20 protein-coding genes and 2 pseudogenes are annotated in these 20338 nt (G+C 63.7%); 15 read left to right on the top strand and 7 right to left on the bottom strand.

Translation table 11 applies throughout. The features are described 5' to 3' along the window. The first annotated feature begins 93 nt into the window (after window positions 1–93). Window positions 94–543, top strand: coding sequence for a GatB/YqeY domain-containing protein (locus FJ543_RS30210; protein WP_015316206.1), 450 nt, complete (start codon window positions 94–96; stop codon window positions 541–543). A gap of 59 nt (window positions 544–602) precedes the next feature. On the opposite strand, the gene FJ543_RS30205 is transcribed toward FJ543_RS30210, so the two are convergent. After that, window positions 603–1520, bottom strand: a complete 918-nt coding sequence (locus tag FJ543_RS30205) for a LysR family transcriptional regulator (RefSeq protein ID WP_140878661.1) — start codon at window positions 1518–1520, stop codon at window positions 603–605. A gap of 100 nt (window positions 1521–1620) precedes the next feature. Here FJ543_RS30205 and FJ543_RS30200 point away from each other — a divergent pair, with 100 nt between their 5' ends. Beyond that, entirely contained in the window at window positions 1621–2412 is a 792-nt protein-coding gene (locus FJ543_RS30200; RefSeq protein WP_140878660.1) for an alpha/beta fold hydrolase, read from the top strand. A 27-nt stretch (window positions 2413–2439) separates the two neighbouring features. On the opposite strand, the gene FJ543_RS30195 is transcribed toward FJ543_RS30200, so the two are convergent. Further along, the gene (locus tag FJ543_RS30195) at window positions 2440–3423 is read right to left on the bottom strand and encodes a hypothetical protein (RefSeq protein WP_140878659.1); all 984 of its coding nucleotides are present in this window, start codon (window positions 3421–3423) and stop codon (window positions 2440–2442) included. A gap of 377 nt (window positions 3424–3800) precedes the next feature. On the opposite strand from FJ543_RS30195, the gene FJ543_RS30190 reads away from it, so the two are divergent. Both FJ543_RS30190 and FJ543_RS30185 read left to right on the top strand, forming a co-directional pair. Further along, window positions 3801–4511 carry a DNA helicase gene (locus FJ543_RS30190; protein ID WP_140878658.1) on the top strand — a complete coding sequence of 237 codons (711 nt, stop codon included), beginning with the start codon at window positions 3801–3803 and terminating at the stop codon, window positions 4509–4511. 51 nt (window positions 4512–4562) lie between these two features. Continuing rightward, a pseudogene (locus FJ543_RS30185) lies at window positions 4563–4978 on the top strand (GNAT family N-acetyltransferase). Window positions 4979–5030: 52 nt separating this feature from the next. Here FJ543_RS30185 and FJ543_RS30180 read toward each other — a convergent pair. The 4 genes from FJ543_RS30180 to FJ543_RS30165 form a co-directional block, all read right to left on the bottom strand. Beyond that, window positions 5031–6068 (bottom strand): P1 family peptidase, encoded by a 1038-nt coding sequence (locus FJ543_RS30180; RefSeq protein WP_140878657.1) that lies wholly within the window; start codon window positions 6066–6068, stop codon window positions 5031–5033. 1 nt (window position 6069) lies between these two features. Then, complete coding sequence (locus tag FJ543_RS30175) at window positions 6070–7254, bottom strand: MFS transporter (RefSeq protein ID WP_140878656.1); 1185 nt, start codon at window positions 7252–7254, stop codon at window positions 6070–6072. A gap of 113 nt (window positions 7255–7367) precedes the next feature. Continuing rightward, a complete protein-coding gene (locus FJ543_RS30170; RefSeq protein ID WP_015316213.1) occupies window positions 7368–7577 on the bottom strand; it encodes a DUF2061 domain-containing protein in 210 nt (69 codons plus the stop codon). A 130-nt stretch (window positions 7578–7707) separates the two neighbouring features. Beyond that, window positions 7708–9372, bottom strand: a complete 1665-nt coding sequence (locus FJ543_RS30165; RefSeq protein ID WP_140665049.1) for a Na/Pi cotransporter family protein — start codon at window positions 9370–9372, stop codon at window positions 7708–7710. Between the two features lie 379 nt (window positions 9373–9751). Between FJ543_RS30165 and FJ543_RS30160 the strand changes: the two genes are divergently transcribed. From FJ543_RS30160 to rpoD, 3 genes are all read left to right on the top strand, one after another. Beyond that, window positions 9752–10120, top strand: a complete 369-nt coding sequence (locus FJ543_RS30160) for an RcnB family protein (RefSeq protein ID WP_140878655.1) — start codon at window positions 9752–9754, stop codon at window positions 10118–10120. A gap of 143 nt (window positions 10121–10263) precedes the next feature. Further along, entirely contained in the window at window positions 10264–12198 is a 1935-nt protein-coding gene (gene dnaG / locus FJ543_RS30155) for a DNA primase (protein WP_140617794.1), read from the top strand. A 427-nt stretch (window positions 12199–12625) separates the two neighbouring features. Next, window positions 12626–14650 carry an RNA polymerase sigma factor RpoD gene (gene rpoD, locus FJ543_RS30150; protein ID WP_140713786.1) on the top strand — a complete coding sequence of 675 codons (2025 nt, stop codon included), beginning with the start codon at window positions 12626–12628 and terminating at the stop codon, window positions 14648–14650. A gap of 59 nt (window positions 14651–14709) precedes the next feature. Here rpoD and FJ543_RS30145 read toward each other — a convergent pair whose 3' ends face one another. Further along, entirely contained in the window at window positions 14710–15768 is a 1059-nt protein-coding gene (locus FJ543_RS30145; RefSeq protein WP_140878654.1) for a TauD/TfdA family dioxygenase, read from the bottom strand. A gap of 348 nt (window positions 15769–16116) precedes the next feature. On the opposite strand from FJ543_RS30145, the pseudogene FJ543_RS30140 reads away from it, so the two are divergent. The 8 genes and pseudogenes from FJ543_RS30140 (at window position 16117) to FJ543_RS30110 (ending at window position 20328) form a co-directional block, all read left to right on the top strand. Next, window positions 16117–16409: pseudogene (locus tag FJ543_RS30140) on the top strand (GYD domain-containing protein). After that, on the top strand, window positions 16406–16549 hold the full coding sequence (locus FJ543_RS32085) for a DUF333 domain-containing protein (protein WP_246678895.1): 144 nt from the start codon (window positions 16406–16408) through the stop codon (window positions 16547–16549). Before FJ543_RS30140 ends, FJ543_RS32085 begins: the two are co-directional and overlap by 4 nt. Next, window positions 16527–16688, top strand: a complete 162-nt coding sequence (locus FJ543_RS32340; protein ID WP_348643283.1) for a hypothetical protein — start codon at window positions 16527–16529, stop codon at window positions 16686–16688. The genes FJ543_RS32085 and FJ543_RS32340 overlap by 23 nt, the downstream gene beginning before the upstream one ends. A gap of 3 nt (window positions 16689–16691) precedes the next feature. Then, on the top strand, window positions 16692–17750 hold the full coding sequence (locus tag FJ543_RS30130; protein ID WP_140878653.1) for a DMT family transporter: 1059 nt from the start codon (window positions 16692–16694) through the stop codon (window positions 17748–17750). A gap of 3 nt (window positions 17751–17753) precedes the next feature. Next, on the top strand, window positions 17754–18134 hold the full coding sequence (locus FJ543_RS30125) for a DCC1-like thiol-disulfide oxidoreductase family protein (RefSeq protein ID WP_181174112.1): 381 nt from the start codon (window positions 17754–17756) through the stop codon (window positions 18132–18134). Between the two features lie 143 nt (window positions 18135–18277). Then, complete coding sequence (locus FJ543_RS30120; RefSeq protein WP_140878652.1) at window positions 18278–18976, top strand: PadR family transcriptional regulator; 699 nt, start codon at window positions 18278–18280, stop codon at window positions 18974–18976. A 369-nt stretch (window positions 18977–19345) separates the two neighbouring features. Further along, entirely contained in the window at window positions 19346–19987 is a 642-nt protein-coding gene (locus FJ543_RS30115; RefSeq protein WP_140878651.1) for a TetR/AcrR family transcriptional regulator, read from the top strand. 44 nt (window positions 19988–20031) lie between these two features. Beyond that, the gene (locus FJ543_RS30110; protein ID WP_015316224.1) at window positions 20032–20328 is read left to right on the top strand and encodes an HlyU family transcriptional regulator; all 297 of its coding nucleotides are present in this window, start codon (window positions 20032–20034) and stop codon (window positions 20326–20328) included. The last annotated feature ends 10 nt before the right edge of the window (window positions 20329–20338 follow it).

Raw genomic sequence — 20338 nt, 5'->3', positions numbered from 1 at the left:
TTGAGGAATATCATAGGCTTGCCCGGGCATATCAGAGTTTGCGTTGGCCTGTCCCCGGCGCTATTGTCCGCGCCGACCGAAGGAGAGAGAGCAATGCGCGCGAAAATCGCCGAATCCCTGAAGACCGCGATGAAGGCGCAGGACAAGCATCGGCTGCCGACATTGCGACTGATCCAGGCCGCCATCCACGACCGCGACATCGCCAATCGCGGTGCCGGCAAGGAACCCGCCAGCGATGAGGAAATCCTGCAGATCCTGGCCAAGATGGTGAAGCAGCGCGAGGAATCGGCCAAGGCGTTCGAGGACGGCAAGCGCCCGGAACTGGCCGCGCAGGAACGCGGCGAGATGGAGATCATCCGCGGCTTCCTGCCGACGCAGCTTGACGATGCCGCGGTCACGGCGGCGGCGCGCGAGGCGATAGCGGCGACCGGTGCGGCCAGCCAGAAGGACATGGGCAAGGTGATCGCGGCGCTGAAGCAGAAATATGCCGGCCAGATGGATTTCGGCAAGGCGAGCGGCATCGTCAAGGCGCTGCTGCAGTAGGGCTTTCTACTCTCGCGTCGTCGGCTTCCAACACGGCCACTCGACGCCAAGCTGCGCTGTTAGCCCCGAGGCTCCAATGCGCGGCGCAATGCAGGTGCTTCCCGCTGGATATGGTCCCACAAGCGATTGGCGATCGGGCCGTGCGGCCGGTCGCGGCGGCGCGCCACCACCAATTCGTCGGTGCGGCCCGGCAGATGACTGCCGGCTATGGATAACAGCTGGGCGTCGCGCAGCTCTTCCGCGATCAGGAAGTGAGGCAGGTGGCCCCAGCCGAGCCCTTGCAGGATGAGTTCCTTCTTCATGGCCTGATCGGGGACCAGGCATCGCCGCGCGCCCTGGGCCACGAAATAGTCCTGTCGTGGCGAATGCAGGGCGGTGTCGCGCATCACGCACTGGGTGAATGCCTGCATCTTCTCCAGTGTGACCGGTTGTTCGAGGCGCTCCGGCAGAAAGCCCGGCGCCACGACGGGAATGAACGACACCTTGCCGAGATCGATCCATTCCACCCGTACGTCGCCCTTGTCGATCCAGTGCAGGATGAGATCGGCTTTGTCGTCAAAAAGGCGTTCCAACGGGCCGCCGACGGCTTCGAAATGGAGATGCAGCCGCGTGCCGGGGCACTGGGCGAAGAACCGCCCAAGCATGCCCAGCACCTGCGGGCGCGGGCAGAGGTCGCCGATCACGACGTGGATATCGCTTTCCTCGCCCATCGAGAGCTGGGCGGCGTGGATGCTCAGGCCTTCCAGTTCGCGCAGCAGCGATTGCGCCCGTCGATGGAACGACAGCCCCGCTTCCGTCGCCCGCACGCGATAGCCGCCGCGATCCAGGAGGACGAGGTCGAGCTGTCGTTCGAGCCTGGCGACGGCGGCGAACACCGCCGGATGCGAGCGATGGAGCAGGGCCGCGGCCGGCTGAAAGCCGCCGCAGCGGATCACCGCGTCGAAGCACTGGAGGTCGTGCAAGGTGAATTCGGCCATGTCAGCTTTGATTACAGAGATCGTCCTATCTTTGTAATATCACCAAATCCCGGCCACAGCTACGCTTTGCCTCATTCAACGTTCCAAAAGGATTTTAATCATGAGTGAGCTGAATTTCGTGACTGTCGGCGACGGCACGCGCATCGCCTACCGGCTCGACGGTGACGCTGGGCAACCGGTGCTGGTGCTGTCCAACTCCATCGCCACGACGCTGCACATGTGGGATGGCCAGGTCGGCGAACTGTCCAGTCATTTCCGCGTTCTGCGCTACGATTTTCGCGGCCATGGCGGATCGAGCGTGCCGATCGGCGCCTATTCGCTCGACCGGCTTGGCCGCGACGTGATCGAACTCATCGATGCGCTCGGCCTTGGCCGGGTGCATTTCCTCGGCCTGTCGCTGGGCGGTTTCGTTGGGCAGTGGCTCGGCATCCACGCGCCCGAGCGGGTCGACCGGCTGATCCTGAGCAACACTTCATCTCACCTCTCGCCGGCAAGTTATTTCGACGAACGAATCGCCGTCGTGCGGCAGGCGCCGGACATGTCGGAAACCGCCGAAGTGTTCCTCAACAACTGGTTCCCGGCCGGCATGGTGGCGGCCAACGAGCCCGTCATCGAGAAATTCCGCGCCATGCTGCTCGCTATCGACCGTCTGGGCCTGGCGGGTCTGTTCGCCGCGGTTCGCGACGCCGACCTTCGCCGCACGGTGGCCCTGATCGACCGGCCGACATTGGTAATCGCCGGCCAGCATGACACGGTGACAGCGGCCAGCCACAGCGAACTGATCGCGGCAGCCGTGCCCGGGGCGAAGCTTGTCGTGCTGCCCGCGGTTCACCTGTCGAACGTGGAATACCCCACCGAGTTCATGCAGGCCGTGCTCGATTTCCTGCACTGAGCCGGAGCAGGGGGCCGTGGGTCCATGTCACGGCTCCTTGCACATCGGCAGTGGCTGCGGCGGCGGCGCCGGATGGTCCTTCTTGTACTGGGAAATGACCGGCTCGAGGGTTTTTCGCGGCCAGAATTTCGGCGTACCGATCTCTTTCAGGCAGGATGCGTTCCAGTAGGTGCCTGAACCGGAATGGCCGTTTGCCACGGCGGCGATGTCGCGCGATTCCGGATAGATATAGAGCGTGGTGGGGTTGTCCTTCACCATCGAGATGAGCTGCCTGGCATCGGCCGGCGACCAGCTGGTGCAGCCATTGCTGCGGCCGCCGGCATAATCCACCAGCTTGCCGAACGGCACGAAGCCGTCATGGTCGGCATAAGAACTGCTCGGGCTCTTGCGCAGGCACATGCCGCGCAGCACCTGCGCCGCGTGGCCGCCGATCACGCGCTGCCTTGCGTTGGCGGCTTCGCCTTCGCCGTCGAACTGGATGAAGGTGCGCTGAAAAGCCACGTCCTGTTTGGCGCCGATGCGATAATAGCCCTTGAACGAGGTTTTCGCCTCGCGGGTCATGTACGGACCGCCGGCGGTCAGCTCCGAATCCATGGCATTGCCGAAATTCCTGGCGCAGCGCCTGCCATTGGAGAAATCCACCGTGCCTTTCAGGTTGCGGCCGCCGCCGTGCCCCGACGAAATCGCGCGAAACGACTGGCTGGCTTCGCATACGACATAGTAGCGGCGCCCGAGCACGCCATTGCCCAAATCGCCGGGACGGGTGGCGTCCATGGCGAAGTAGCAGGGGTTCCGGACGACGCCCTGGGCGACTTTTTTCAGGTAAAGCGCGCGCGCCCGCTCCAGCACCACCTGTGAAATCTGGCCATCGCCATCGCCGACATGGGCCTGCAGCCAGGCCGGAATGGCCGATGGCGCGGCAAAGGACCGGGCCGATGCCATCAAGGCCATGACGACGACGAGGAGACCGAGGAACGTAACGACACCCAACGGGACAGATCTCAACCGCACCGGACCCATTCTCCTGTCGAAGCCGTTTGTGATCCCCGCGGAATCACCCGAGGCGATCATAAAACGCGGCGCGCCGTCAGGCGAAACACATCTTGTTTAGCGCACCGGCAAGTAGGCGCGAAAAGACCAGACCGACGCGCAACCATCCATAAACGGACATGCTGGGTCAAGGCTTGCGGCGGGAGCCTCCATATCTACGAACGCCCGATTTTCGAGCCGGCGCGATTGGGCTATGATCTGATTCTGGCGCGGCCCACGCCTCCTCCCTCCGCCGGGAAAGCATCGTTCATGCGGGGCCATCCAATCACCGCACCGACTGTTCGAGCACCAGGCATAAGGAGGGGTTGCAAAAACTGCTCGCACCAGGAGGTTTTGCGATGAGGCTGTTTTGGCCCGTCTATCATCTGAAGCGTCAAGCCAGGCTGTTGTCCCGCGAGGTGAAAATACCGCTCCACCAGGCGCTCGACCGTATTGCGGCACAAGAAGGTTTCGCGAGCTGGAGCCTGCTTGCGGCGAAGGCCGCGGAAACTGGGCCCGCAGGCAGATTGTTTGCACAACTGGCGCCCGGCGACCTCTTGCTGGTCGGCGCGCGGCCGGGCCACGGCAAGACGCTGATGAGCCTGGAACTGGCGGTCGAAGCCATGAGGCGCGGCCGGCGCAGCGTGTTCTTCACGCTGGAATATACGCAGCCGGACATTCTCGACCGCTTCCGCGCGATCGGGGTCGAGCCACGGCAATTCGAGGGTCGGTTCGAATTCGACAGTTCCGATGCCATCTCGGCCGACTACATGGTGGCGCGGCTGGCCTCGGCCGGGGCCGGCACGCTGGTGGTGATCGACTACCTGCAATTGCTCGACCAGAAGCGGGAAAATCCGGATCTGACGATCCAGATACGCAGGCTGCGATCATTCGCGCGCGACAGGGGACTTATCCTGGTGTTCATCGCGCAGATCGACCGTTCGTACGAATTGTCGAAAAAACCGGTCCCCGATATCGGCGATATCAGGCTGCCCAATCCGCTCGACCTTTCGCTGTTCAGCAAGACCTGCTTCCTGAACAAGGGTGAGATCCATTTCCAGGCGACTTGAGCACCCTGCTGTCCAAGGCTATGCCTGCCGCGTTTTCAGGAGGCATCGATCATGGTCGAAATCGTCAAACCCGCGCTGGAGCATCTGCCGTCCTACAAGGCGGCGCTCGAACACAGGTGCCACGCCTGCCGGGCTTCCGCCGCTGGATCTGGGACGGCGAGGCGGCGGGCTCGATCGGCTTTCGCTGGCAGAAGGGCACGCCGGAACTGCCTTCGCACGTGCTTGGTCACATCGGCTACGCCGTCGTGCCCTGGAAGCGGGAGCGCGGCTACGCCACCGAAGCGTTGCGGCTGATGCTGGACGAGGCGAGGGCGGTAGGCCTTCCCCATATCGAGATCACCGCCAAGCCGGGCAATCCGGCCTCGCACAAGGTGATTCTGGCCAATGGCGGCAAACTCGTCGAGCGCTTCTTCGAGGACGCCGCCTATGGCGGGGTGCAGAGCCTGCGGTTCCGGATCGATTTGTAAGAGGCGGTTTGGAAACTCCACGCCGGCGGCCATCTGATGGCGTTTTCCGCGGCTATCGCCTTTCGGGCTGGTCGCGCAGCCAGTCGGCGAGCGATGCGCGATGCGTGCCGGCCCTGCCGGTGAATGCCTCGGCGGACAGCATGGAGTTCAACACCGCCTCCTGCGTCGCCTCCGCCGCCGCCCGGAAGAGAATGTCGATGCGTGCTTCGTTGAGCGCGAGCAGCGGCACCAGATCGCGGTTTTCATCGTGGTCGACCGGGTTGCCGGTGCTGAAGGCGATGGCGATGTCCCCGCTGCCATTGCCCCAGAAGGAGCCGAGCCTGGCGATGCCGGCGCCCGCACGGCGCGCCAGGCGCTCGAGCTGGCGGTGTTCGAGCGGCACATCGGTCGCCAGAACGACGATGATCGAGCCGCGTTCGGCCTCGGACTGCCGCCTGGGGCCGGGCCGGCGCCCATCGGGCAGGACGAGGTCGCCGGCTCTGCCGAAGTTCGACAGGACCAGAACGCCAAGATGATGTCCGCCGGCAAGCGCGATTTTCCTGGAGGCCGAGCCGACGCCGCCCTTGAAGCCGAAGCAGCTCATTCCCGTTCCGGCGCCGACATTGCCCTGTTCGAACGCGCCTTCTCGGGCATCCGCCAGCGCGGCAAGGGCATGCTGCTCTGATATCGCCATGGCCTGGATGTCGTTCAACGGACCGTCATTGCATTCACCGACCACCGGATTGACCGTTCCGGTGGCGCGGCCGATATCGAGGTTCCGGCGGATGGCGTCACGGATCAGCGCCGTGGCGCAGGTGCCGACCGAAAGCGTGTTGGTCAAGAGGATAGGCGTCTCGATGGCGCCGAGTTCCTTGACCTGCATCAGCCCGACGGTCTTGCCGAAGCCGTTGATGACATGGCTTGCCGCCATCACCTTGGTGCGGAACAGGTTTCCGCCATGCGGCAGGATCGCGGTCACGCCGGTGTTGATGTCGCCGTCGCGCAGCGTGCGGTGACCGACGCGCACGCCAGGCACGTCGGTGATCGCGTTGTGCGGGCCCGCCGGCAAGTTGCCGCAGGTCAGGCCGAAATCGGCGACAGTCCTTGCCATGTTATTCGGCGGCCGCCGGTACTGGCGGGCCGATGTCGCTGCGCCGTTCCCAAAGATGGGAGATGACAGCCACGATGACGGCGACCAGCATCGCAGAGGCGCCAACAAGCGACAGGCTGCGATAGCCGCAGCCGGCATTGAGCATGGCGGCGCCCAGCGATGCGGCCAGCGCGATGCCAATATTGAAGCCGGACGGGATGAGCGAGGCGGCGAGGTTCGAGGCGTCCGCCGTCCAGGCCAGGATCCGGGTCTGGATCGGCGTGCCGATGGCGAAGTTGAGGCCGCCCCAGACGATGATCGCGACGACCATCGGCACGGGATAGGGGCTGACGGCATAGATGATGGCCAGCGTCACTGCCTGCAGGGCAAGCATGGTGATCAGCGACGGCATCAGTTTCCAGTCGGACAGTTTGCCGCCCAGGAAGACGCCAAGCGTGGCGCCGACGCCGTTGAGCAGCAGCACCCAGGGCACCAGGTTTTCGTCGAGCCCGGTGACCTCCAGCAGCGTCGGGGTGATGTAGGTGAACAGGCAGAACTGGCCGAGCATCAGCATCAGCATCAGGATCAGCGAAGTCCAGACCTGCTGGCGCGCCAGGACGCGGACTTCGCTGGCAAGGCTCGCCGCCTTGGCCTGATATCCGGTGGTGCGCGGCAGCAAGGCGGCCATGGCGAGCGTTGCCGCCACGCCCAGCGCGCACATCACCCAGAAGGTCGCGCGCCATCCCCAGATGTTGCCGATGGCGGTGCCGGCCGGCACGCCGATGACGTTGGAGACGGTGAGACCCGACAGGATGACGGCGACCGCCATGCCGCGCTGATCCTCGCGCACAAGGCCGACGGCGACCACCATGGCGACGCCGAAATAGGCGCCATGCGCGACAGCCACGGCAATGCGCAGCAACAGCATCGAGGTGAAGTCGGGTGCCAGCGCGCAGGCCGCCTGACCGAGGGTGAAGACGACGGCGAGGCCAAGCAGCAAGGTCTTGCGCGATAGGCTCTTGGTGGCAAGCGCCAGCAGCGGCCCGCCGATGGCGATGCCGCAGGCATAGCCGGAGACGAGGTAGCCGGCGGAAGGAACCGAAACGCCTAGCCCCTGCGCCACCTGCGGCAGCACGCCGGCGATGACGAATTCGGTGGTGCCGAAAGCGAAGGCGGCGATGAACAGGGCGATGAGCGGCAGCGACATGAAAAGGAACCCCCGAATGCAGGGCTCAAACCATGGATGGCCTTGGCAGGCAATCCAGAAATTTTTGTCGCCGGTTTAGGTTTTCTTGACGGGACCGATCGATCGCAAGCCCTTCAAGTCACGGATTTGCGTCCGTAAGGAATCTTCAGCCATGCCCGCTCATGAAAATAATAGAGCAGCGACTTGGTGAAGACCTCCGTCACCCCGATGGCGGCCGCAAGCTTGATGCTTCCGGTCACCACCAGCGAGATGATCATCGTATCGATGGTGCCGGTCACGCGCCAGGAAAGCGCCTTGGCGAAACTGCGCGAATGGGTATCCATCGATTTCCTCCCGGTGGAAACGGATGCTTAGCCGACGGATGGCTGGATAAGCAAAGGCTAAATTTGGCGCTCTTTCCCGAATGATGGAAGCGTGTTCCAAATCGGTGCGATTGCAGGAAGCTTCCGCCGGTCAGCTCGCCTTCAGCCGCGATCCCGTGAGCAGGCCGCGCTCTTCCAGAACCGGGTAGGCCATCGAGGCCAGCAGCGAGTTGATCTGCTTCAGGTCGCGGATGGTGTCGAGGTGGATCGAGCTGGTTTCGACGCTTTTGGCGGTGCCTTCGCGCAGGCGCATAAAATGGCTGGCGCTGGTTTCCTTCTCGCGGTCGCGCAGCCGGTCCTTTTCCAGCACGAGCTGGCGCGCGGTTTCGGGATCGCGCGAGACAAGGACGTTGAAGGCGAGCCGGGCATTGGCCAACACCGAGCCATGGAAGGCGCACAATTCGCTCCAGCCTTCGTCGGTGAATTCCAGCCCGCGGTCGAATTTCTTCTTCACATGCACCAGCATGTTGCGCACGATGATGTCGCCGACCTGCTCGAGCTTGACGCAGGCGCCGATCAGCTCCTGGCAGCGCAGCGCCTCGTCTTCGGTCATCGGATTCCTGGTGACCTTGGCGAGGTAGAGCTTTATGGCCGCGTGCCTGCGGTCGACACGGTCGTCGAGGGCCGCCAGCGCCTTGATCTTGTCCGAGTCTGCGTCCTCGTAGAGTTCGATGATGCGCTTGAGCATGATCTCGACCGTCTCGCAGACACGCACCACCTCGCGTGTGGCGTTGGCCAGGGCCTGGCTCGGCACATCGATCGCGCTTTCGTTGAGCGCCGACAGTTCGACGACGTCGAGCGCAGCGGCCGGCGCCGGTTTGGCGCCGAGCGCCACGATCCTTTCGGAGGCTCGGTAGACCAGACCGGCCAGCGGCAGGCCGGCGAGCAGGATGACCACGTTGAACAGGATATGGGCGTTGACGATCTGATCGGCCGCCGTCGGGCCGAGGAAGGCAACATGCGGCCGGAAGATCATGAACAGGATCAGCATGACCAGCGAACCCAGCCCGCGCATCAAGAGGTTGCCGACCGGCACGACACGCACTTCGGGACTGGCCGAGCGTGTCAGCATCGGCGCGATCAGCGACGAACCGAGATTGACGCCGAGGATGAGGACAAGGCCGAGTTCAGGGCTGATCAGCCCACGGCCGGCCAGCGTCGCCATCAACAGCACCGCCGCGATGCTCGACTGGAACAGCCAGGTGATCATTGCCGCCAGCAGGTACGCGGTGATGGAATCGGTGGAGAAGTAATTGAGGATGACCGGCAGCAGCTGGCTGTTGCGCAGCGGCTCGGACGCTTGGCCGATCATTTCGAGGGACAGGATCAGGAGGCCGATGCCGACCAGGATGCGGCCGGTCTGGCGCCAGTCGCGCCGCTCCGTGGCCATGAACATCACCGTGCCGGCAATCAGGCAGAGCGGCACCAACAGCGTGAGGTCGAAGGTCAGAAGCTTGACCACCAGAGCCGAGCCGATCTCGGCGCCACGCACGGCCAACTGACCGGCGGCGCCCGAGACGATGCCTGAACCGGCGAAGGAGCCGACCAGCAAGGTGACGGCAGTGGAGCTTTGCAGCGCGATCGCAAGGCCGGTGCCGGCCAGCACCGCCATGATCGGATTGCGCATGGTGGCGCGCAGGCGATGACGCAGCACGTCGCCATAGGCCCGCTCGACGCCGGTCTTGACCATGCGGGTGGCAAACAGCATCAGCGCCACCGCGCCGGCCAGATGCAGAAGGACGACGGAACCGCTCATCGCGGCGCCTGCATGCCGGCATGGCGCGTGCGGCGGGCAGCATGGCGACCGGTGGTTAAAGCGAGGGTACGAATCATGGTCATGGCAGCCTTGGAATATAGCCGGAATATTTTAGCCGGATAATAAAAATTTGTCGATTTCAAGGGCTCGTCGCGAGGCGACGGCCGGTGTCGGAAAATGGACGGGTCCGCAAATGGTTGCACGGGCTTGAGCCGTGGGTCGGCCGGACCTGCGAGGGTGTTGGCGCCGCTGCTTGCGCTTATGTTCAAATATTCGGACTAAACAGCGAGATTCATTACACAATTGTAATGCTGGCGTTCAGTTTCGGTTCATCCCCTGGCGGCTATTCCTCTGGCATCGACAACCAAGGAGACTTCCGATGAAACGCATTGTTCTTTCCGCTCTGGCTTTCTCGATGCTGGCCGCCACCTCACTCACCGGCCAGGCAGCGCCGATGAATGCTCCGGTCGCGCCACAGTCGAACTACACCAAGGTCGACTGGCAGAGGCCCGGCGACCACCGGGATATGAAAAAGCGTGTGTTCAAGAAGAAGGTCGTGGTGAAGCGGAACAACTGGCGCAATGGCCAGAAATATTCCGGCTGGAGGCAGCACCGGCCGATCCGCGACTATGGCCGCTATGGCCTGCACCGTCCCGGCCGCGGCCAGGAATGGATCCGCGTCGGCAACGACTATGTGCTGGTCGGCATCCTCTCCGGCGTCGTCTTCGGCGCGCTTGCCGCGCAGTAAGTTCCGACTGGTGCCGGACTGAAAAAGAAAGGCGGTCCGCAATGGCCGCCTTTCTATCTGGCCTGTGGAAACCGGGCATCGTCCGCATTAGGGGTCGTCTGAAATCGCGGGCATGATTATATGGTGGGGAAACGAGTTCCCTAATGCGCTTTCCACCCGCCTTTCTCGACGAGATCCGCGACCGCGTGCCGATTTCATCGGTTATCGGCCTGCGCGTCGCGTGGGATCGCAAGAAGACCAATGCCTCGCGTGGCGATTATTGGGCGTGCTGCCCGTTTCATGGCGAAAAGAGCCCGTCTTTCCACTGCGAGGACAGGAAGGGGCGCTACCACTGTTTCGGCTGCTCGGTCTCGGGCGACCATTTCAAGTTCCTCACCGAACTCGAGGGACTGAGCTTTCCCGAGGCGGTCGAGAAGATCGCCGACATGGCCGGCGTGCCGATGCCGGTTCGCGATGCGCAGGAAGAGCGGCGCGAGAAGGAACGCGCCAGCCTGACCGACGTCATGGAAATGGCGACCGTCTTCTTCCAGGAACGCCTGCAAGGGCCTGAAGGCGCCAAAGCCCGCGCCTATCTGCGCGACCGTGGGCTGACGCCGGCGACGCAGCAGTCGTTCCGGCTCGGCTTCGCGCCCGACAGCCGCAATGCGCTGAAGGAACATCTGGCGGCCAAGGGCGTGCCGAAGGCCGATATCGAGGCCTGCGGGCTGGTGCGCCATGGCGACGATATCCCGGTCTCCTATGACTGGTTCCGCGACCGCATCATGTTTCCGATCCCGGATTCGCGCGGCAAGATCATCGCCTTCGGTGGCCGCGCGCTGGCGCCCGACGCGCTCGCCAAATACATGAACTCGCCCGACACCGAGCTCTTCCACAAGGGCAATGTCCTCTACAATTTCGCCCGCGCCCGCAAGGCATTGGCGAAAGGCGGTACGGTCATCGCCGTCGAGGGCTACATGGACGTGATCGCGTTGGCGCAGGCCGGCTTCGAGAATGTCGTGGCGCCGCTCGGCACCGCGCTTACCGAAAACCAGCTCGAATTGTTGTGGCGCATGGCGCCGGAGCCGATGCTGTGCTTCGACGGCGACAAGGCCGGGCTGAAGGCGGCGTGGCGGGCCGCCGACATGGCGCTTCCGTCGGTACAGGCCGGACGCTCGGCGCGCTTCGCGCTGCTGCCGGAAGGCAAGGATCCCGACGACCTGGTCAAGGCCGAGGGGCCGGATGCCTTCCGCGCCGTGCTGGCCGATGCGCGGCCGCTGGTCGACCTCCTGTGGATGCGGGAGACTGCGGGCGGTGTCTTCGACACACCGGAGCGGCGGGCGGAATTGGGACAGACGCTGCGGGAACTCAGCAGCCGCATCCGCGACGAAAGCACGCGCTACCACTACCAGCAGGAAATGCGCGAGCGGGTGCTGAGCTTCTTCGGCTCGCAGCGCAATGCGCGCCAAGGCCGCCAGGACTGGAAACCGGGGCAGGGCAAGGCAACCGCACCCGGTGGCCAATTCGCCAAGCCTGGTGGCGGCCGCATGGCGATCACCGAAAGCCTCGGCCAGTCGGCGCTGGTCAAGCGCGGCAGCGAAGGGATGTCGGTGCGCGAGGCGACGATCATCGTCGCCTTGATCAACCATCCGGCGCTGATCGACGAGAACTTCGCTCATGTCGAGTTCCTCGATCTCGCCAATTCCGATCTGACCCGGCTGCATGCCGCCATCCTCGATGCGATGGCGCATGACATGGCCAACGACCGCCACGCCGTGGTGGCGACGATCGAGCGGGCCGGCTGCGCCGAGATCTGGGAGCGCGCCGTCGGCCTGATCAAGCGGGCGCGGCAATGGCCGGCGCTGGAGACGGCGGCGCTCGAGGACGCCCGCGACGCCCTGAACCAGGCGTTGCACTTGCAGCGCAGCGCGCGCACCTTACATAAGGAACTGAAACAGGCGGAAGCGGCGCTCGAGGCGGATCCTTCGGACGAAAATTTCCGCCATCTGATCGAAATTCAGGCGCAGTTTCAGGATGTACAAGCGACGGAAGCGCTGATCGAAGGATTTGGCGTTTCGTCGGGCAGGGCTGGGCGAGCCTAAGTGCAGCTGAGTGCAGGAATGAAGGCGCGGCCGCGCTTCCCTTGGGGGCGCGGTGCGCTAAGTCGGGTAATTGATTCGCTTTTTTCATGCGAATCATGCCAGAGGCGCTTGACCTTCGGACAGAATGACGGAATCAGGACGATTCGAAACGTTAACCCGCACCCGCGTCGACGGGAAACAAGCGATGCAAGGTACTTGGTCACTGGACAGGCGGCCCGCCTGCCACAGATATCAGGGTTAATCTGGACTTAATGTATGCCGCCCAAGAGTGAAACCCGGTTTTGGGGCAACGGCATGCACCAAACAAAAGAGTGGATGCAGTTTGTGGGCCGGGTAAGGCGCGTTTAGAAAAACGGGCGTATCCGATTTGACTGGTCCGACAGCTTACGCGGCCCCGATGGCCGGCCGCTAGGAGAAGATAAAGACTATGGCGACAAAGGAAAAGGAAGAGGTCGAGACCGAACGCGAAGGCGCCACCGATGGGCCTCTGCTCGACCTTTCCGATGATGCTGTCAAGAAGATGATCAAGGCCGCCAAGAAGCGCGGCTATGTCACCATGGACGAGCTGAATTCGGTGCTGCCTTCCGAGGAAGTGACCTCCGAGCAGATCGAGGACACGATGGCGATGCTGTCCGACATGGGCATCAACGTCGTCGAGGATGACGAACAGGGCGAAGAGGCCGAGGCCGGCGACACCGCCGCCGATGCCGAGGAAGACGCCAACGAGCTGGCCGAGCAGACCGGCACCGCGGTCGCCGCCACCACCACCAAGAAAGAGCCGACCGACCGCACCGACGATCCGGTGCGCATGTATTTGCGCGAGATGGGCTCGGTCGAGCTTCTGTCGCGCGAAGGCGAAATCGCCATCGCCAAGCGCATCGAGGCCGGGCGCGAGACGATGATTGCGGGCCTGTGCGAAAGCCCGCTGACCTTCCAGGCCATCATCATCTGGCGCGACGAGCTCAACGAATCCAAGATCCTGCTGCGCGAGATCATCGACCTCGAAGCCACCTATGCCGGCCCCGAAGCCAAGCAGGCGCCGGTGGTCGAACGCGTCGAGGAAGCACCCAAGGTCGAGGAAAAGTCGCGTCGCGGACGCGATGACGAAGACGACATCACCAATGTCGGCGCCGACACGCGCGGCATCGGCGATGATGACGAGGAAGACGAGGACGAGGCGAGCCTGTCGCTGGCGGCGATGGAAGCGGAACTCCGCCCTCAGGTGATGGAGACGCTCGACGTCATCGCCGACACTTACAAGAAGCTCAGGAAGCTGCAGGACCAGCAGGTCGAGAACCGTCTGGCCGCCGCCGGCACGCTGTCGCCCAGCCAGGACCGCCGGCTGAAGGAGCTGAAGGACCAGCTGATCAAGGCGGTGAAGTCGCTGTCGCTCAACACGGCGCGTATCGAGGCGCTGGTCGAGCAGCTCTACGACATCAACAAGCGGCTGGTGCAGAACGAGGGCAAGCTGTTGCGCCTGGCCGAAAGCTATGGCGTGCGCCGCGAGGAATTCCTGAAGGAATATCAGGGCTCGGAACTCGACCCCAACTGGACGCGTTCGATCGCCAACCTGACCTCGCGCGGCTGGAAGGAATTCACCAAGAACGAGAAGGACGCGATCAAGGATTTGCGCGCCGAGATCCAGAATCTGGCCACGGAAACGGCCATTTCGATCCTGGAATTCCGAAAGATCGTCAACCAGGTGCAGAAGGGCGAGCGCGAAGCCGCGATCGCCAAGAAGGAAATGGTCGAGGCCAATCTGCGCCTCGTCATCTCCATCGCCAAGAAATACACCAATCGTGGCCTGCAGTTCCTCGACCTGATCCAGGAAGGCAATATCGGCCTGATGAAGGCCGTCGACAAATTCGAGTACCGCCGCGGCTACAAGTTCTCGACCTACGCGACATGGTGGATCAGGCAGGCGATCACGCGTTCGATCGCCGACCAGGCGCGCACCATCCGCATTCCGGTGCACATGATCGAGACGATCAACAAGATCGTGCGCACCTCGCGCCAGATGTTGCACGAGATCGGCCGCGAGCCGACGCCGGAGGAACTGGCCGAGAAGCTCGCCATGCCGCTCGAAAAAGTGCGCAAGGTCTTGAAGATCGCCAAGGAGCCGATCTCGCTCGAAACGCCTGTGGGCGACGAGGAGGATTCGCATCTGGGCGATTTCATCGAGGACAAGATGGCGATCCTGCCGATCGACGCGGCGATCCAGGCCAATCTGCGCGAGACCACCACGCGCGTTCTGGCTTCGCTCACCCCGCGCGAGGAGCGCGTGTTGCGCATGCGCTTCGGCATCGGCATGAACACCGACCACACGCTGGAAGAGGTCGGCCAGCAGTTCTCGGTCACCCGCGAGCGTATCCGCCAGATCGAAGCCAAGGCGCTGCGCAAGCTCAAGCACCCGAGCCGCTCGCGCAAGCTGCGCAGCTTCCTCGATAGCTGAGTTCATTTTTGTCGCGAACAGTTAAGGGCGCCGATCGGCGCCCTTTTTCGTTTCGGGCGTCAAAGCAACGGCACGTTCAGCCGCGCGCCCTTGACGGTGATGCCGCCCCGGTTGCCGATCTCTATCGAGCCATAGCGCTGCCGGAAGCAGTCCGGCAGCGGACGGTCGCCGGGGACCGACAGCCACAGGCGCAGCATATGGCGCCGCTTGTCGGGATCCGGCCAATCGCGAAAGCCCATGCGGTCGTGAAGCAGCGAATGATTGTAGACGAACTGCATGTCGCCAGGCCGGAGCCGCATCGACAGGTTCAGCCTGACATCATTGGCAAGGCTGTCGAAAAGATCCAGCGCCTCGACATGGGCTGGAGTGAGGCGCATGGCATCGGGGAAGCGCTGCGCGCTGTCGATGTACTGACGCTGATAGATGCCGGTCAGCAGTCCGGCATGCCAGTTGAGCACCGGGATTTCGAAGTAGGGCTTTTCGCCTTCCGGGATCTCGCCGCGCCGGTCGGTGGCAATCGGATCGAACAGCAGGCGGACCAGATCGGGCCGTCTCTTGCGCATCTCGTTGTAGATCGTCACCGTGCTCACCAGCAGGGACTCGCCGCCCTGCATGGCATCGCGCAGGCAGAGCAGGCCGACGACATCGGCGGAATCGGTGTGAAATGTCTGGCGTTCCGACGTCTGGTAGATGCGTGTCCTGGGGTCCCTGGCGTCGGCGCCGATGTCGCGGACATGGCCGAGTATATGGCCCTGGGCATTCTGGGACCGAGCGCTTCCCAGATGGGCGCCAACCCCGCGGAAGATCGTTGCCGCCATCTCGGTGGAATATCTCTCGACCGGGAGACCGCGCAGCACCTCGAAGCCAATTCCGGCAATCAGTTTTTCGCGAAGCGCGCCAAGGTGGCCGGCAAGCCGGGGCAAGGGGAAATCAGCCTTGGTCAGACTGCCGATATCGTGCGAGCCGGCGAGAAAGCCGGTTGCGGCAGCTTCCAACTCCGCGACGTCCTCTGGCTCCAGGTCGACCAGCCATTTTTCAGGATGCTTCGCCATGTCCTCGCCGATCCAGGCGGCGGGAATTTCGATCTGTTCCGGCGGCAGCTCTGATGTCTCGCGCATGAAGCTCTCCTGCGGCTGGGTTGGCCCGGATGGGGTATTGCCGGCCTGGGGGCCACGATGGAGATTGCCGCAATCCGGCGGGTTTTTAAACCGGCTTTACCTGAACGCCGCCGGCTGATTTGCGGTTGATGCCTGCCAGCGCCTTTGTTGTGTCGGCTGGCGGGAGGTCGCGCCCGCTCGGCATTGGGTTCCCGCGCGGTAGCGCTTGCAGGATGTCGGCAGTGGGAGGATACTCCGGCGTCGGATGCATTTTCGGGCGACAACCCCGGAAGCCAGCCCCGGCCGAGGCCGTGTCGACAAGCCCATGGCCTGAGTGCCGTGCTCCGTGGCCCCGGAGAGAGGCCTACCATGACGACCTACATCATGCTGATGAACTGGACCGAGCACGGCGCCAAGAACGTGCGCGACTCGCCCAAGCGCCTCGACGCCGCCAGGAAGCAACTGGGCGAGATGGGAGGATCGTTCAAGTCGTTCACCTGACCATGGGCGAATTCGACATGGTGGCGGTGGTCGAGGCGCCCGACGATGCGGTGCTGGCGCGTTTCGCGCTGATGCTGGCCGCGGGCGGCAATATCAGGTCGCAGACGATGAAGGCTTTCCCGGAGCTCGCTTACCGCGAGATCATCTCGTCGCTTGGATGACGGTATCCGCCTTGCGCAAACAGGTCGGCACGGTCAATCCCGCATCGGTCCATTGCGCAGCGATTGGCGGACGCCTGACAATCAAGAAGGACAAGGCCCGGCAACGGGTTTTGCCACCTGCCCAACGGGCGCCTCTGTGAAGAGTGGGCGCTGTTTTGCGACAACAGACGCGTCGGGCCGTCATGCATCGGAACTGAGGCGCGGACTTCCCTTGGGCGATCTCGCAAACCGTGCCTGGCGGTGTGGTCGATGACATGGCGTGCCACCATGATAGGGTGAGCCATGACCCATTCCCATTCGCATCTTTGGCCCGGCGTACCGCTTGCCCTCGGCTCAGCCGTCTTGTTCGGCGCGACGCCGCCCCTGTCCAAGCTGCTGCTCGACAGCGTCAATCCGTTCATGCTTGCGGGCCTGCTATATCTCGGCGCGGGCCTTGGCCTTGCCCTCTATCGCCTGTTGCGCGGCAGGCAAGCCAATGCCGGCGAGGCGCGACTGGCCGCCGAGGATATTCCATGGCTTGCACTGGCCATCGGCATGGGCGGCATTGTTGGACCGGTCCTGCTGATGTTCGGCCTCATCCTCAACACGGCATCCAGTTCTGCATTGCTGCTCAACCTCGAAGGGCTGGCAACGATGGCGATCGCCTGGCTCGTCTATCGCGAAAATGTCGACCGGCACCTGCTTTTCGGTGCCTTTGCCATTCTCACTGGCGCTGTTTTGCTTTCGTGGCAAGGTAATGGCGTCACTTTCAACCTTGGCGCGTTGCTGGTCGCGGGGGCGTGCCTGGCATGGGGACTGGACAACAATTTCACGCGCCGGATATCGGCCACAGACCCGGTGGTGATCGCCATGCTGAAGGGGCTAGTGGCCGGTACCGTCAATGTCGGCCTGGCATTGATCGGCGGCGCCTCGCTTCCCGCCGCGCCGATTGTCGCCTCGGCGGCGGCTGTCGGTTTCTTCGGCATCGGCGTCAGCCTGGTGATGTTCATCCTTGCGTTGCGCCATCTCGGAACGGCGCGCACCGGAGCCTATTATTCGCTGGCGCCGTTCATCGGTGCCTTGCTGGCCATCGTCATGCTCGGCGATGCCGTGACGCTGAAGCTGGCGATTGCAGGGTTGCTGATGGGCGTCGGGCTCTGGTTGCATCTGTCGGAACGCCACGATCACGAGCATGAGCACGAGGCGCTGGAGCATGAGCACAGCCATGTGCATGACGAGCACCACCAGCATCATCATGACGGGCCGGTGACGGAGCCGCATTCGCACTTGCACCGGCATGCGCCGCTGCGCCACAAGCATCCGCATTATCCCGATCTGCACCACCGGCACGATCACGGCTGACACATGTCCAGGCCCGTGCTGACCGTCTGGTACAACACGCGCTGCCCCGTCTGCGATGCCGGCATCGGCCGGCAGAAGCGGCGGCTGGTCGAGGCGGTCAAGGCCGGTCGGATCGAATTCCGCGACATCAACCTGGAGCCGGATGCGCTGTCGTCGCATGGCGTCTCGCTGGAGGACATCCGCCGCCGGCTGCATGCGACCGACGCCCAGGGCAGGCTGCTGGTCGGTGCAGACGTGACCATCGCGGTCTGGCTGACAACGCCTGGCGAGGGATGGCTGGCGCGCCTGTTCGGCAATCGGCTCATGCTGCCGCCGACCCGCATTGCCTACGATCGCTTCGCCGATCTGCTCTACGGCTGGAATCGGCGCAAGGGCCGCTGGTAGCCCACTCACACACCATCCATTCCTGCCGCGCCTGACGCGTGGACGCCGCCGCTGGCTAAGATACATCGTAAGATATATCTTGACTCATCGATGGGGTGTGCCTAATTAAGATATATCGTGAGATAGAACTCAAGGAGCAATCAATGCACAAGCACAATTTTGGGCACAATCATTCCGACCGTCATCATTTCGGCGAGCGCATGTTCATGCATATGGCCGGCAAGTTCGGTGGCAGGGGGGGCAGCGGCTTCGGCCCGTTCGGGGGCAGGGGCGGCGGCGGTCGCGGCGGCCCGGGGGACTTCTTTCGCGCCGGGCGCATGCTGGCCGACGGCGACCTCAAGCTGATCACGCTGTCGCTGCTGGCCGAGGCGCCGCGTCACGGCTACGACATCATCAAGGCGCTGGAAGAGCGCACCAGCGGCATCTACACCCCGAGCCCGGGCGTGGTCTACCCGACGCTGACCTTCCTGGAAGAGGCCGGCTATGCCGTGTCCTCGAGCGAAGGCAACAAGAAGGTGTTCTCGATCACCGAGGCCGGGCAGGCGCATCTGGCCGACAATCGCGAGATGATCGACGGCGTGCTCGATCATCTCGAGCGCTTCGGCCGCAAGATGGCCAAGGCGCGCGACTGGTTCGGCTGGAACGACGACGGCGAGGACCGTCGCGGCGGCCGCGGTGGCCGTGGCGAGCGCTCCGAAACGCGCGACGAATTCCGCGCCATCCGCCATCGGCTGCGCGCGGCACTCGGCGAGATCGTCGATGCCCCGGCAGAAAAGCAGGCCGAGGCGATCGCCATTCTGGAAGCCGCCGCCGAAGCGCTGGAAGCGCTGACACATCGCTGAACCCACGATGCGGCGCGTCTCCTGAAGCGCGAAAGCTCAATATAAAAGCCCGGGGAGATCCGGGCTTTTCTCGTCAGGGCAGGTCGGCATCATTCCTTGCCGACATGTTCACTGATCAGCTTCTCGTTGCGCCTTCTCGATCTTGGCGGTGGTCTCGGCGGAGATGCGCTCGTCGGTGCGGTACTTGACCAGGTTCACGAGGCTGCCGGTGAGCAGCAGGATGCCCATGGCCCAGTAGCCGATAGCAGGAATGAACCTCGTTCAAGACCTTTTGAACACTGTTCACGATACCCTGGATGTGGTAAACGAAGCGGCGTCGGGTCGAAAACAGCAGGTCATTTGCAAGGCGCGCTCATTCAGAAGGAAAGCATGGCACTCGACAAGGAAGAGACGGGCGAGCGGGTGCTGGCCATTGCCGAAGCGCTGCTCAACGAGGGCGGCATGGACAATCTGAAGGCCAGGACCATTGCCGAACAGGCGGGCATCTCGGTCGGCTCGGTCTACAACCTGTTTTCCGATCTGGACGGGGTGCACCGCGCCGTCAACATGCGCCTGCTCGACCGGCTGGGGGGCGCGGGCGCCGCGGCGATGGCCGAGCTCGCCAGGCGTGGCATCACCGACGTGCGCCAGCGGCTTTTGGCACTGGCCGGCGCCTATATTCGCTTCGTCGAGGCGCATCCCGGCAGCTGGCCGGCGCTGCTTGCCTTCAACAGGAGGCGTCCGGCGCTGACCGAGCCCGATGTCTACGAGGCGCGGCTCGACCAGCTGTTCGAGATCATCGCCAGCGTGCTTGCCGATGGCGGCTTCGATCTCGACGAGGACACGCGCCGGATCGCCGCGCGAACCCTCTGGTCAAGCGTACATGGCATCGTCACCAGCGGCTATGCGGCCAGGTCCGACCGCCGCCAGACCGATGAGATCGGCCGGCAGATCGAGCTCCTGGTCTCCGTCTTCATCAGGGGACTGGAACGCGGCGGCACATTCGCGCATGCTGGAGGGACAACGTCGTGAATCGCACGCGAACCGCGGTCGCCGGCGACAGGGAGATTTGAGCGATGTCTTTTTTGAAGCGTCTTTTCGGCGGCGGCGGTGGCGGCGAAGCGGCCGAGCCTGGAAATGCCGCGCCCGCCAAGCAGGTCGAGCACAAGGGCTTCACGATCAGCGCCACGCCCTACAAGGCTGATGGCCAGTACCAGACCTGCGGCGTCGTCTCCAAGGAAGTCGACGGCGTGGTGAAGGAGCACAAATTCATCCGCGCCGACCGTTTCGCCGGGCTGGACGACGCCGTCGACATCTCGATCAAGAAAGGCATCCAACTCGTCGACGAACAGGGCGAGCGGATCTTCGGCTAGGGCGGGCCGT

The sequence above is a fragment of the Mesorhizobium sp. B2-5-7 genome, assembly GCF_006440875.1.
Taxonomy (GTDB): domain Bacteria; phylum Pseudomonadota; class Alphaproteobacteria; order Rhizobiales; family Rhizobiaceae; genus Mesorhizobium; species Mesorhizobium australicum.
This window is presented reverse-complemented; position numbering and strand designations above follow the sequence as displayed.